The 13,655-nt window shown below is 65.6% G+C and carries 11 protein-coding genes and 1 other RNA gene; 5 read left to right on the top strand and 7 right to left on the bottom strand.

Annotated elements, in window-relative coordinates; all coding sequences use genetic code 11:
• Positions 1–3: 3 nt before the first annotated feature.
• The 5 genes from ACNJYB_RS32095 to tkt all read right to left on the bottom strand — a co-directional run bounded on the left by ACNJYB_RS32095 (position 4) and on the right by tkt (position 6,912).
• Positions 4–1,029, bottom strand: coding sequence for a class I fructose-bisphosphate aldolase (locus tag ACNJYB_RS32095; protein ID WP_439370514.1), 1,026 nt, complete (start codon positions 1,027–1,029; stop codon positions 4–6).
• Positions 1,030–1,317: 288 nt separating this feature from the next.
• A complete protein-coding gene (fba, locus tag ACNJYB_RS32090) occupies positions 1,318–2,385 on the bottom strand; it encodes a class II fructose-bisphosphate aldolase (protein ID WP_439370513.1) in 1,068 nt (355 codons plus the stop codon).
• Positions 2,386–2,436: 51 nt separating this feature from the next.
• Entirely contained in the window at positions 2,437–3,633 is a 1,197-nt protein-coding gene (locus ACNJYB_RS32085) for a phosphoglycerate kinase (RefSeq protein WP_439370512.1), read from the bottom strand.
• 137 nt (positions 3,634–3,770) lie between these two features.
• A complete protein-coding gene (gene gap / locus ACNJYB_RS32080; RefSeq protein ID WP_439370511.1) occupies positions 3,771–4,778 on the bottom strand; it encodes a type I glyceraldehyde-3-phosphate dehydrogenase in 1,008 nt (335 codons plus the stop codon).
• A gap of 148 nt (positions 4,779–4,926) precedes the next feature.
• Positions 4,927–6,912 carry a transketolase gene (gene tkt / locus ACNJYB_RS32075; protein WP_439370510.1) on the bottom strand — a complete coding sequence of 662 codons (1,986 nt, stop codon included), beginning with the start codon at positions 6,910–6,912 and terminating at the stop codon, positions 4,927–4,929.
• A gap of 370 nt (positions 6,913–7,282) precedes the next feature.
• On the opposite strand from tkt, the gene ACNJYB_RS32070 reads away from it, so the two are divergent.
• The 5 genes from ACNJYB_RS32070 (at position 7,283) to ACNJYB_RS32050 (ending at position 10,002) form a co-directional block, all read left to right on the top strand.
• On the top strand, positions 7,283–7,603 hold the full coding sequence (locus tag ACNJYB_RS32070; protein WP_020608063.1) for a DUF4164 domain-containing protein: 321 nt from the start codon (positions 7,283–7,285) through the stop codon (positions 7,601–7,603).
• Complete coding sequence (locus ACNJYB_RS32065; RefSeq protein WP_061025095.1) at positions 7,600–7,983, top strand: cell division protein ZapA; 384 nt, start codon at positions 7,600–7,602, stop codon at positions 7,981–7,983. The genes ACNJYB_RS32070 and ACNJYB_RS32065 overlap by 4 nt, the downstream gene beginning before the upstream one ends.
• A gap of 268 nt (positions 7,984–8,251) precedes the next feature.
• A non-coding RNA gene (ssrS, locus tag ACNJYB_RS32060) (6S RNA) lies at positions 8,252–8,412 on the top strand.
• 191 nt (positions 8,413–8,603) lie between these two features.
• Positions 8,604–9,200 (top strand): 5-formyltetrahydrofolate cyclo-ligase, encoded by a 597-nt coding sequence (locus ACNJYB_RS32055; RefSeq protein WP_439370509.1) that lies wholly within the window; start codon positions 8,604–8,606, stop codon positions 9,198–9,200.
• Positions 9,178–10,002, top strand: coding sequence for a TIGR00282 family metallophosphoesterase (locus ACNJYB_RS32050; protein WP_439370508.1), 825 nt, complete (start codon positions 9,178–9,180; stop codon positions 10,000–10,002). The genes ACNJYB_RS32055 and ACNJYB_RS32050 overlap by 23 nt, the downstream gene beginning before the upstream one ends.
• A 136-nt stretch (positions 10,003–10,138) precedes the next feature.
• Here the strand turns inward: ACNJYB_RS32050 and ACNJYB_RS32045 are convergent, their stop codons facing one another.
• Together ACNJYB_RS32045 and ACNJYB_RS32040 are read right to left on the bottom strand one after the other, a co-directional pair.
• Entirely contained in the window at positions 10,139–11,482 is a 1,344-nt protein-coding gene (locus ACNJYB_RS32045) for a c-type cytochrome (protein ID WP_439370507.1), read from the bottom strand.
• A complete protein-coding gene (locus tag ACNJYB_RS32040; RefSeq protein WP_439370506.1) occupies positions 11,479–13,647 on the bottom strand; it encodes a molybdopterin cofactor-binding domain-containing protein in 2,169 nt (722 codons plus the stop codon). The genes ACNJYB_RS32045 and ACNJYB_RS32040 overlap by 4 nt, the downstream gene beginning before the upstream one ends.
• Positions 13,648–13,655: the final 8 nt, after the last annotated feature.

The following is a 13,655-nucleotide window of genomic DNA, read 5'->3' as shown; positions in this document are numbered from 1 at the left end:
GGTCTAGGCTGCCTTCTTTTCCAGGCTGCTTTGCCATTCGCCCTTGGAGGCGAGGCCGTTCATGCGCGCGCGATGGCTGAACGCGCGCTGGCCGGCCGCGACATTCTCGGCCTTGCCTGACCAGGCCTTCTGCGGCGCGGCCTGCAGCGCGCGGCCGTAGGAGAAGGTCAGGCCCCAGGGCAGCGGGCCGAGCTTGTGCATGGCGTTGAGATGCGCAGTTGCCTCCTCGTCCGACTGGCCGCCGGAGAGGAAGGCGATGCCGGGGACTGCCGCCGGCACGCAGGCCTTGAGCAGCCGGATCGTCTTCTCCGCGACTTCCTCGACGGAAGCCTGCTTCGGTGACTTCTTGCCTGAGATCGCCATGTTCGGTTTCAGCACCATGCCTTCGAGCGCGACGCGCTGCACGCGCAATTCCTGGAACGTCTTGTTGAGCACGCGCTGGGTCACGTCATAGCAGCGGTCGATGTCGTGGTCGCCGTCCATCAACACCTCAGGCTCGACGATCGGCACGATCTGCGCGGCCTGGCACAGCGCCGCATAGCGCGCCAGCGCATGGGCGTTGACGCTGATCGCTGTCATGGAGGGGATGCCGCTGCTGATATCGATCACCGCGCGCCATTTGGCAAAGCGCGCGCCGCGCTCGTAATACTTCTTCAGCCGTTCGGCGAGTTTGTCGAGCCCGACGGTGACGAGCTCGCCGGGGCACATCGGCAGGGCCTGCGTGCCTTCGTCGACCTTGATGCCGGGAATGGCCCCGCTCTGCTCGATCAGCTTGATGAGGGGCGTACCGTCCGCGGCGTCCTGCCAGATCGTCTCGTCATAGAGGATCACGCCGGAAATATACTGGCTCATGGCTTCGGTCGAGCGGAACAACATCTCGCGATAGTCGCGGCGGTTGGTTTCGGTCGATTCCACGCCGATCGCGTCAAAGCGCTTCTTGATGGTGCCGGAGGATTCGTCGGCGGCAAGGATGCCCTTGCCTGGGGCGACCATGGCGGTCGCGATCCTGTTGAGCTCAGTCAGATTCATCGAGAGGTCCTCCCAAAACGATTCTGCCCTTGCCCGTGAAAATAGACCGTTCTCGGGCAATTGCCGAGTTAACGTTCGTCGCAGGGTAGGGGGAGGTCAGTTGGGTAAATGCCTGGGCGGGCTGGGCGACCCTACACCTCTCCCGCCTGCGGGGAGAGGTCGGATCACATCGCAGATGTGATCCGGGTGAGGGGGACAGGTCTATCGATAGGGCACAACTCGCGGAGGGAGCCCCTCACCCCGACCCTCTCCCCGTAAGAACGGGGAGAGGGAGGGATGGGGCGGGTCTCACGCGACCTTCGGATCCAGCTCGCCCTTGGCGTAGCGCTTGGCCATCTCGGCGGTGGTCAGGACCTTCTTGATCTTGGAGGCCTGCCCTGCGGTGTTGAACTCCTGCAGGCGCTGCTTGCACAGCTTCGTCATCGCTTCCATCGCCGGCTTCAGGTACTTGCGCGGATCGAACTCTTCCGGATTGTCCTTGAGCACTTTCCGGATCTGGCCGGTCATGGCCATGCGGTTGTCGGTATCGATGTTGATCTTGCGCACGCCGTTCTTGATGCCGCGCTGGATCTCGGCCACCGGCACGCCCCAGGTCGGCTTCATCTTGCCGTCATAGGCGTTGATGATGTCCTGCAGGTCCTGCGGCACCGACGAGGAGCCGTGCATGACGAGGTGCGTGTTCGGCAGCTTGCGGTGGATCTCCTCGATCACGTTCATGGCGAGGATGTCGCCGTCGGGCTTGCGGGTGAACTTGTAGGCGCCATGCGAGGTACCCATCGCGATCGCGAGCGCGTCGACCTTGGTCTCCTGCACGAACTTCACGGCCTCGTCCGGATTGGTCAGGAGCTGGTCGTGGCTGAGCTTGCCTTCGGCGCCGTGGCCGTCTTCCTTGTCGCCCATGCCCGTTTCGAGCGAGCCGAGCACCCCTAACTCGCCTTCCACCGAGATGCCGCCGAGATGGGCCATGTCGGTCACGGTCTTGGTGACGCCGACATTGTAGCTCCAGTCGCCCGGCGTCTTGCCGTCGGCCTTGAGCGAGCCGTCCATCATGACGGAGGTGAAGCCGGCCTGGATCGCGGTCATGCAGGTCGCGGGCTCATTGCCGTGGTCGAGATGCACGCAGACGGGGATGTGCGGATAGATCTCGGTGACGGCGTCCATCATGTGCTTGAGCATGACGTCGTTGGCGTAGGAGCGCGCGCCGCGCGAGGCCTGGATGATGACGGGCGCGTCGACCTGGTTGGCCGCGTCCATGATCGCCAGCGCCTGCTCCATGTTGTTGATGTTGAAGGCCGGTACGCCGTAATCGTTCTCCGCCGCATGGTCGAGCAATTGACGCAACGTGATCCGAGCCATGTGTGTTTTTCTCCCGTTTGGGCCTGCAAGCTGACTTGAAAGGCCGACTGACTACTTGACGCGCAGGACTTCGACGCCGGGCAGGGGCTTGCCTTCCATCCATTCAAGAAATGCGCCACCGGCGGTCGAGACATAGGTGAAGTCGCCGGCCACATGGGCCTGGTTGAGCGCTGCAACCGTGTCGCCGCCGCCCGCGATCGAGATCAGCTTTTTCGCCTTGGTGCGTCCGGCCGCATGCTTGGCGGCCGCCACGGTGCCGCGGTCGAACGGCTGCATCTCGAACGCACCGAGCGGTCCGTTCCAGACCAGCGTCGCCGCATCGTCGATCGCGGCCTGGACGCGCACGACCGATTGCGGGCCGACGTCGAGGATCATGCCGTCGGCCGGGATCGCATCGAGACCATAGGCGTGCGAGAGCGCATTCGCCGCGAAGTGATAGGCGACGGTGGCGTCCACCGGCAGGATGATGGCGCAGTTGGCGGCTTCGGCCTTCTCCATGATGCGCACCGCGGTCGGCGCGAGATCCTTCTCGGCCAGCGACTTGCCGATGGCGACGCCCTGGGCGTGCAGGAAGGTGTTGGCCATGCCGCCGCCGATCACGAGCGCGTCGACCTTGGTGACGAGATTTTCGAGCAGGTCGATCTTGGTCGAGACCTTTGCGCCGCCGATGATGGCGATGACCGGCTTTGTCGGCGAGCCCAGCGCCTTCTCCAGCGCATCGAGTTCGGCCTGCATGGTGCGGCCGGCATAGGCCGGCAGCTTGTGGCCGAGGCCTTCGGTCGAGGCGTGGGCGCGGTGCGCAGCCGAGAACGCATCGCTGACCCAGATGTCGCCGAGCTTTGCCAGTTCCGCAACGAAGGCGGGATCGTTCTTCTCTTCCTCTTTGTGGAAGCGGGTGTTTTCCAGGCAGAGAATGTCGCCATCCTTCAGAGCCGCCACGGCCGTGGCCGCGGGCTCGCCGATGCAGTCATCGGCAAACGCCACGGGCTTCTTCACGACCTTCGACAGCGCTTCGGCGACGGGCTTGAGCGAGTCCTTGGCATCGCGGCCCTTGGGCCGGCCGAAATGCGCGAGCAGGATGACCTTGCCGCCCTTGTCCGAGATTTCGGTGATGGTCGGCGCGACGCGCTCGAGCCGGGTCGCATCGGTGACGCGCCCGTTGTCCATGGGCACGTTCAGATCGACGCGCAGCAGCACGCGCTTGCCCTTCACGTCGACGTCGTCGAGGGTGCGGAATTTGTTGGTCATCGGACGCTTCCTTGTCCCGGGTGCTGCGCCAGCCGCAAAGCGGTGCGCTGCAGAACCGGGACCTACGCGGGGAGATGGGTCCGGCTCTGCGGAGCAGCGCAAGCGCGCCGCTCCGCGTCCGGGACACGAGAGCGGCGTTAGATCACCTTCGCCATCGCGACGGCGGTGTCCGCCATGCGGTTCGAGAAGCCCCACTCGTTGTCGTACCAGGACATCACGCGCACCAGCGTGCCGTTCTGCACCTTGGTCTGGTCCTCGTGGAAGGTCGAGGAGTGCGGGTCGTGGTTGAAGTCGATCGAGACGTTCGGCGCATTGGTGTAGCCGAGGATGCCCTTGAGCTGCTGCTCGCTGGCGCGCTTCATCGCCGCGTTGATTTCCTTGGCATCGGTGGCGCGCTTGGCGACGATCTTGAGGTCGACGACCGAGACGTTCGGGGTCGGCACGCGGATCGCGACGCCGTCGAGCTTGCCCTTCAGCTCGGGCAGCACGAGGCCGATCGCCTTGGCGGCGCCGGTCGAGGTCGGGATCATCGACATCGCAGCCGCGCGGCCGCGGTAGAGATCCTTGTGCAGCGTGTCCAGCGTCGGCTGGTCGCCGGTATAGGCGTGGATCGTGGTCATGAAGCCGGTCTCGATGCCGACGAGATCGTTCAGCACCTTGGCGACCGGCGCGAGGCAGTTGGTGGTGCAGCTTCCGTTGGAGACGACGAGGTGATCCTTGGTCAGCGTGTCGTGGTTGACACCGTAGACGATGGTGGCGTCGGCGCCGTCGGCGGGCGCGGAGACCAGCACGCGCTTGGCGCCGGCGGTCAGATGCGCGCTGGCCTTGTCCTTCGAGGTGAAGATGCCGGTGCACTCGAGCGCGATGTCGACGCCGAGATCCTTCCAGGGCAGCTTCGAGGGATCGCGCTCGGCGGTCACCTTGATCTTGCCGCCGCCGAGGTTGATCGAGTCACCATCGACGGTCACGGTGCCGGGAAAGCGGCCATGGACGCTGTCGAAACGGAGCAGATGGGCGTTGGTCTCGACCGGGCCGAGATCGTTGATGCCGACGACCTCGATGTCCTTGCGGCCCGACTCGGCGATAGCCCGCAGCACGTTGCGGCCGATGCGGCCAAAACCGTTGATTCCGACGCGGACTGCCATGTTTCGTCTCCTTCAATGACCGTTGTCGTCCCGCACAACGCGCTTTGCGCGCCAGCGAGGGTTTTTTAGGGGCGGACGCCCGGTTCGGCCGGACGGTGCTTGATCATATGAGACGTTACGTAGTCCTTTTTTTTGACAAGCTCAACTCTCAGGAAACGCGCTTCAGCACGGCGTTAACCGCAGCCTCGGCGGTAATGCCGAAATGCTTGTAAAGCTCCTTCGCCGGGCCGCTTTCGCCGAAGGAATGCATGCCGATGAATTCGCCATCCTGGCCGATCACGGCATCCCAGCCCCAGCGTACTGCAGCCTCGATCGCGACCTTCACCGGCGCATTGCCGATGACGGCGGCCCGCTTGGCTTCTGGTTGCGCTAACAAAAGCTCGAGCGAGGGTACCGACACCACCCGTGACGCGATGCCGCGCTCGGCGAGCTGCTTCTGCGCGGCAACCGCGATCTCGACCTCCGAACCCGATGCGAACAGCGACACCTTGGCTTCGCCCTGCGCCGGAACCAGTTCATAGGCACCCGCGGCGCAAGGGTTGTCGTTCGGCGCGGTGGTGCGGAGCTGCGGCAGGTTCTGCCGCGTCAGCGCCAGCACGGTCGGGCCGTCGACGCGGTTCAGCGCCAGTTCCCAGCACTCGGCGACCTCGATGGAATCGCAGGGGCGGAACACGCGCATGTTGGGCATGGCGCGCAGTGCGGCGAGATGCTCGACCGGCTGATGGGTCGGACCGTCCTCGCCGAGGCCGATGGAGTCGTGGGTCATCACGTAGACGACGCCGGCGCCCATCAGCGCCGCTAGGCGCATCGCCGGCCGCGCATAATCGGTGAAGACGAGGAAGGTCGCGCCGTTCGGCGCAAAGCCGCCGTGCAGGAAGATGCCGTTCATCGCCGCGGCCATGCCGTGCTCGCGGATGCCGTAATGGATGAAGCGGCCCTTCGGCGTCTTCGCCGAGAAGGCGGTCGCCGACTTCGCCTTGTTGTTGTTGGAGCCGGTGAGGTCGGCCGAGCCCGCCAAGAATTCCATCGGCATTGCGGCTGCGATCGCCTCGATCGCCGCTTCCGACGATTTGCGCGTGGCGGCGACGAGCGGCTTCTCGAGCAGCTCCTTCTTGTGCGCGCGCAGCGCCTTCGCCAGCGAGGCCGGACGCTCATGGCGCAGGCGGCGCTCGAACTCGGCGCGCTTGCGGCTGCCGAGCTCGCCCAGCCGCGCTTCCCATTCCTGACGTGCCGCAGCGCCGCGGCTGCCGGCCGCACGCCAGGCCTTCAGCACGTCGTCGGCGACCGTGAACGGCTCGAGCGAGATGCCGAGATTTTCCTTGGCGGCCTTGAGCTCGTCGGCCCCTAGCGCCTCGCCGTGCACCTTCGAGGTGCCGGCCTTGTTCGGCGCGCCGAAGCCGATGGTGGTGCGGCACGCGATCAGCGTCGGTTTGTTGGATTTTTTCGCGCGCGTGATCGCAGCGGCGATCGCGGCCTGGTCCTGGCCGTCGATCTTCTCGGCCGCCCAGCCGGCGGACTTGAAGCGCTTCACCTGGTCGACGGAATCGGCGAGCGAGGTCGGGCCGTCGATCGAGATGCCGTTGTCGTCGTAGAGCACGATCAGCTTGTTGAGCTTCCAGTGCCCGGCCATCGCAATCGCTTCCTGCGAGACGCCTTCCATCAGGTCGCCGTCGGAGGCGAGCACATAGGTGTGGTGGTCGACGATCTTCTTGCCGAACTCGGCGGCGAGCATCTTCTCGGCGAGCGCCATGCCGACCGCGGTCGAGATGCCCTGGCCGAGCGGGCCGGTCGTGGTCTCGATGCCCTTGGTGCGGAAGTTCTCGGGATGTCCGGGGGTGAGCGAATCGACCTGGCGGAACTGCTTGATCTGGTCCAGCGTCATCTCGGCATTGCCGGTGAGATACAGCAGCGAATAGAGCAGCATCGAACCGTGGCCGGCCGACAGCACGAAGCGGTCGCGGTCCGGCCAGGCGGGCGCTGAGGCGTCGAATTTCAGGAACTGCGTGAACAGCACCGTCGCGATGTCGGCGGCGCCCATCGGCAGGCCGGGATGGCCCGATTTCGCCTTCTCGACAGCGTCCATCGAAAGGCCGCGGATGGCGTTGGCCATACGGGTGTGGTCGACCTGCGTCATGTCTGAAATCCGTCTGAAATGAGGCGCTTGGCGTGCACGCCCGCGCGGGGAAGGAGCCTTTCGGCCGCTGGAGGTCGCGGCTGGGATAGCACCTCAGTTCCGCGAGTCCAAGGCAATCAAACGCCGGTTTGACCGCAAAAGTTGCCTCTGTGGAGACCGGTTCTGCGCCCGGATCGTGCCGGCGGCAATCGACGATCCGGACGATGTCCCTCCGATCTATCGGTGTACAATTTCGGGGCGGCGTTGCGCTCGGCTAGCTTGCCACGTAAATTTCTGCTTCTAACCGCTTGCCGAACCGAGTCTTTTGCCGGGTGGCAAGCTCCAGGGAAAGGCCACTGGGCAAAGGCCGCCAGGTTCCGCCGCTGACTGCATGAACGATCGCGTGTCCAACAGCTCTGCCATGACGGAGTCGTCCGCCGTCGAGATCGAGATCGCGACCCGCAGGCTCATGGCGGCGCTCGATGCGCTCGAAAGCGCGGTCGAGCGGCGACGCGATGCCGATCGCGACGAGAACGAGCTCGCGGCGCGAATCCAGGCGCTCGGCGCGGACCGTTCGCGACTGGCCGACGAGCTCGACGGCGCGCTGGTGAAGGCGCGCAAGCTCGAGCGCACCAATCGCGAGATCTCCGACCGGCTGGATTCCGCGATCGTCACGATACGCTCGGTGCTCGATACCGGAGAGGATGGATGAGCCACATCAACGTCACCATCAATGGCCGGCAATACCGCATGGCTTGCGAGGAGGGCCAGGAGGTGCGGCTGCTCAAGCTCGCCGAAACCCTCGAGACACGCATCCAGTCGCTGCGCGGCAAATTCGGCGAGATCGGCGATGCACGCCTCACCGTGATGGCCGCGCTGACCGTCTGCGACGAGCTGATCGACACCAGCAACCGCGTCCGAACCCTCGAGCAGGAGCTGACCGAGCTCCGGGATTTCCGCAACGCCGCGGTCGAGCGCGCCCGCATGACCCAGACCGCGGTGGTGAACGCCCTGAATGCCGCCGCCGAGCGCATCGAGAAGTCGACTCAGGTCCTGAACCGCACCGTCGGCAACGGGATTGCGATCGGCTGAGGCTCTTCGGAAGACTCGATCAGCTTGTTGGGTTCGATGTGTCCGCGGTCTCAACCTCTCCCGCTTGCAGGAGAGGTCGGCGCGAACGCCGGGTGAGGGCTCTCTCCTCCAGGGGGTTCTCGCCCGAGGAGACACCCTCTCCCCAACCCTCCCACGCAAGCGGGGGAGGGAGCGCACTTCCGCCGCGGCTCGCGGCACGCCTCATTACGTCGAAGCTCGCATTTCCGCCGGGCTGGCGATTCATCGGTATCGTTGTTACATTGCCCAAGCGAAGCTGCGACGTGCGTCAGGAGCCATATATCCCCGGGGCCTTATCGATCCTTTAGGGAACTGTCCCTGGCCGGGCCCGTGGGCCCGGACATATGGTGCCCACCTACTTTCGTAGGGAACTCCGGGATCGAGTGCTTCAACGGCGTACGCGGCTTCGCACTCGATGTTTGCTTGGTTTGTACTTGTTGAAACGACTGCGGCCAGTTCAACAGGTGTCATGCCCCGGCTTGACCGGGCCATCCAGTACGCCGGCCCTTGTGTGAATCACGACCGCCTCTGGAATACTGGATCACCCGCTCCAGTGCGCAATGGCGCACAAGGCGGGTGATGACCTTGGGGGACCAAAGCGCATGTCCAACTCCAAATCCGAGCTCCGTGCCAAGGCCCTCGCCAAGCGCGATGCGCTGAGCGAGAAGAAGCGCACGGCTGCGGCCGCCAAGCTCGCCAAGCGCGGGCTGCCGTTCGAGCTATTGCCGGGCAGCATCGTCTCCGGTTATTCGCCGATCCGCAGCGAGATCGATCCGATGCCGCTCCTCAAGCGGCTTGCGGAGCAGGGCGCCAGGCTGGCGCTGCCTTGCGTCACCGCGCGTGGCCAGTCGCTGATCTTCCGCATCTTCCATCCGAACGACCGCCTGATGCTAGGCCCGCTCGGCATTCCCGAGCCGTCGCCTGCAGCCGCTGAAGTCATCCCCGACGTCATGCTGACGCCGCTCGCCGCCTTCGACCGTCTCGGCCATCGCGTCGGCTATGGCGCCGGGCATTACGATTTCACCTTCGCGCATTTGCGCAAGGCCAAGCACATCGTCGGCATCGGCCTTGCTTTTGCGGCGCAGGAGATCGAGGCGGTTCCGGCACTATCCCACGACGTGGCGCTGGATTATGTGCTAACGGAATCGGACGTGTTCGATTTCCGGAGTCCTGAAGTTGCGCATTCTCTTCGTGGGTGACGTCGTCGGCCGTAGCGGGCGCGAGGCCGTCGCCGAATATCTGCCCGGCATGGTCAAGGACTGGTCGCTCGATTTCGTCGTGGTCAACGGCGAGAATTCGGCCGGCGGCTTCGGCATCACGGAAGCGATCTACCAGGAGTTTCTCGAGGCCGGCGCCGATGCGGTGACGCTCGGCAACCACTCCTGGGACCAGCGCGAGGCCCTGGTGTTCATCCAGCGCGCCGACCGCCTGGTGCGCCCCGCAAACTATCCGCGCGGCACGCCCGGCCGCGGCGCCGCTCTGGTCGAGGCCAAGAACGGCAAGCACGCCCTCGTCGTCAACGCGCTCGGCCGCGTCTTCATGACCCCGTTCGACGATCCCTTCGCCGCGCTCGAGCGCGAGTTAGGGGCCTGTCCGCTCGGCGTCGCCGCCGATGCCATCGTCGTCGATTTCCATTGCGAGGCGACCAGCGAGAAGCAGGGCATCGGCTTCTTCTGCGACGGGCGCGCCAGCCTCGTCGTCGGCACCCACACGCATGTGCCGACCGCCGACCACCAGATCCTCGCAGGCGGCACCGCCTACATGACCGACGCCGGCATGACCGGCGACTACGATTCCATCATCGGCATGCAGAAGGAAGAGCCGCTGCGCCGGTTCACGTCAGGCATTCCGTCGAGCCGCTTCGAGCCGGCAGCCGGCGCTGCAACCCTCAGTGGCGTCGCGGTAGAGACGGACGACGCAACGGGCCTCGCGCTCCGCATCGCACCGGTGCGCGTCGGCGGAAGACTGGAGCCGACGACGCCGAAGTTCTGGTTGAGCTAGCTTGCGCGGCAAACAACCACTGCACCTTCTCCCCTTGCGGGAGAAGGTGGCGCGAAGCGCCGGGTTCTATCAGCGAGCTCGACTGCGAGAGGCTCGCCCGCAAGGGGAGAGGGTGCAGTGTCAATCGCGGCGAGACTCACTCCGCCGTCTGCTCCCGCAGCTCCGCCACATCCTTCGCCGTCAGCATCGAGCCCTTCGCACCGAATCGCGCCGTGACGTAGTTCGCCACCGCCGCGATCTCGTCGTCGGTATAGGCATTGCCGAACGCGGGCATCGACAGCGCACCGTCAGGCGTATGCCGCTTGGTGCCCGAGATCACGATCTGCGCGACGTTGGTGGCGGCGGGGTCGTTGACGGCCCAGGTGCCGGTGAGCGTCGCCATCGGCGACACCGGGCTCTCGCCGCTCCAGCCATGGCAGCTGGCGCAGGCGCTGGCGAACACCTTCTTGCCGCGCGCGTCCGCTGTCACGCCGTCGCGGTGCGAGGCGGGGGCGACGGGTGCCGTAGATGCCGGCAGGTCGGGCGAGGGCTGCGGCGGCACGCTGCGCAGGTAGGCAACGATGCTGCTGATGTCCCCTGGGGTGAACTGGCTAAAGCTGTGGTCGACCGCTTCACCCATCGGGCCCGAGGCCGAGCCGTGGCCCGGCGCATGGCCGAGCGACAGATACGAGATCAGATCCTGGTCGCTCCAGTTGCCGAGACCGGTGGCCTTGTCCGAGGAGATGTTGAAGGCGCGCCAGCCCGCCGTGATGGCGCCGGCGAACTTCTTGCGGTTATCGAGCGCGAAGCCGAGATTGCGCGGCGTGTGGCACTCCCCGCAATGCGCCAGCGCCTCCGCAAGATACGCACCACGATTCCACTCCGGGCTCTTCGACGTGTCCGGCGCAAAGCGCGTGTCCGGATTGAACACGGCCGACCAGAAGATCATCGCCCAGCGCTGGTTGAACGGGAATGACAGCGTGTTGTCGGGCGCCCTGGCACGCACCGCCGGCAGGCTGAACAGATAGGCCTTCACCGCCAGCACATCCTCATCGGTCATGAACGTGTAGGACGTGTAGGGCATCGCCGGATAGAGCCGCGCGCCGTCACGCCGCTTGCCGTGCTGGACCGCGTTCAAGAAGTCCTGGTCGCTGTAATTGCCGATGCCGGTGTCCCTGTCCGGCGTGATGTTGGTCGAATAGAGCGTGCCGAACGGCAGCTTGAAGGCGAGCCCGCCGGAATAGTCCTTCTCGCCCGGCTTGGTGTGGCAGACCATGCAGTCGGCGGCCTTGGCGAGATATTCGCCGCGTTCGACCAGGCTCGCATTCTCCAGCTTGGCCGGCACGCCGGTCGGCTTGCCGGCGCGGTAATCCGCCAGCGCCACCTTGGTGCTTCCGGCAAAGTCGAGCGGGCCGGGCCCGCGGATGATCCAGACTCCGAGCGCCACCGCGACGACGGCGATCACGACGAGACTCGAGAGGATACGCATCTTGCCGCTCATGCCTTCTTCCCCGCAGCCAGCAGTTTCCGATCGATCGGCAGGCGCCGCAGCGCCACGCCGGTTGCCGCGTAAATCGCGTTGCGCAGCGCCGGCGGCCCCGCCGTCGTACCGGTCTCGCCGATTCCGCCGGGCGCCTCGCCGCTCTTGACGACGTGAACCTCGATCTTGGGCATCTGGTTGATCCGCAGCATCCGGTAGTCATGGAAGTTGGATTGCTGGACGCGGCCCTTGTCGATGGTGACCTCGCCGTAGAGCGCGGCGGTCAGGCCGAAGACCAGCCCGCCCTCGAGCTGGGCCATGATCGTATCGGGATTGATGGCAATGCCGGTATCGACCACAGAGGTGGCGCGTCGCAGATTGACCTCGCCCTGCTCGTCGACTTCCGCTTCCACGACAGTGGCGATGAAGCTCCCGAATGACGGCTGCAGGCACACTCCGCGCCCGACGCGCGCCGGCAAGGGCTGCCCCCAATTGGACTTCTCGGCCGCGAGGTCGAGGACGGAGAGGAAGCGCGGCGAATTGGCGAGCATGCCGCGGCGAAACTCGACCGGGTCCTTGCCCGCCTTGCGCGCCAATTCGTCGACGAACGACTCGACCGCAAACACGTTGTTGTTGGGGCCGACCCCGCGCCAGAATCCAGTCGGGATCGCCGGCGGTTCGGCCCGGACATACTCGACTTGGAAATTCGGGATCTCGTAGGGCACGTCGACGGCGCTGTCGACCGCGTCGATATCGATACCCTTCTGGAACGCCGGCGGCAGCCAGCGCGCGAGGATCGCAGCGCCGGCGATCTTGTACTTCCAGCTGGTGATCTTGCCGCCTGACAAGGTTGCCGCGATCGTGTCGCGATAGACCGGACGGTAGATGTCGTGCTGAATGTCCTCTTCACGGGTCCACACCACCTTGACCGGCCCGTCGACCTGTTTGGCGATGCGTACCGCGGTGACCACCATGTCGGGCTCGAGCTTGCGGCCGAAGCCGCCGCCCAGCAGATGGTTGTTCACGGTCACCTTCTCGACAGCGAGCCCGGCGGCCTTGGCCGCCTCCGACTGCACGCGCGCCATGATCTGCGTGCCCGTCCAGATCTCGCAGGAATCAGGCTTGCAATGGACCGTGGCGTTCAACGGCTCCATCGTCGCGTGGGCGAGAAACGGCAATTCGAACGAGGCCTCGAATTTTTCACCGGCCGCGAGGCCCTTGGCGACGTCGCCGGTGGCCTTGGCGACCACGCCGTCCTTGGCGCTGGCGGCGCGCAGATCGTCCCAGATCGCTTTCGAATTCAGCTTGGCGTTCGGTCCCTCGTTCCATTCGATGTCGAGCGCATCGAGGCCTTTCTTGGCCGCCCACATGTGATCGCCGACCACGGCGACGAGATCGTCGAGCACGACGATCTGCCGCACGCCCGGAATCTTCTTCGCGGCCCGGTCATCGACCTTGCCGACCTTGCCGCCGAACACCGGGCACTGCGCCAGGGTCGCGAATTTCATGCCCGGCACGATGGCGTCGATGCCGTAGACGGCCTTGCCGTTCACCTTCTCGGGCGTGTCGAGCCGCTTCAACGGCTGGCCGATATAGACGAAATCCTTGGGGTCTTTCAGCGGGACGTTCTTGGGCGGTGTCTGCCCGCTCGCGGCCGCCGCCAGCGCGCCATAGGCGAGTGCCCGGCCGCTCGCCTGGTGCGTCACGATACCCTTCGAGGTCGTGCAGCTGGCGGGATCGACGCTCCATTGTGCGGCCGCGGCCTGCACCAGCATGGTGCGTGCGCTGGCGCCGGCTTCGCGCAGCGGCTTCCAGAACGCGCGGACCGATGAGGAGCCCCCGGTCGCCTGGATGATGAAGAGCGGATTGCCGTACAGCTTTTCGTTGGCCGGTGCGTGCAGCAGCTGAACCTTCGACCAATCCGCGTCGAGCTCTTCCGCCAGGATCATCGAGATCGCGGTGTAGATTCCCTGTCCCATCTCGACCTGCGGCATCACCAGCGTGGTCACACCTTCCGGATCGATGCGGATGAAGGCATTCGGTGCGAACTTGCCGTCGGTCTTGTCATCCGGCTGGACCGGCTCGTTGATGGCGGCGCGCAGCGGCAGGTGGAAGGCGAGCAGGAATCCGGAGGCGAGGCCGCCGGTGAGAAGCGCGCGGCGGGAGATGTCGTTGTGTGCGTTCATGGCGGGTC

Source organism: Bradyrhizobium sp. SMVTL-02 (assembly GCF_051853005.1).
In the GTDB taxonomy this organism is placed as follows: Bacteria; Pseudomonadota; Alphaproteobacteria; order Rhizobiales; family Xanthobacteraceae; genus Bradyrhizobium.
This window is presented reverse-complemented; position numbering and strand designations above follow the sequence as displayed.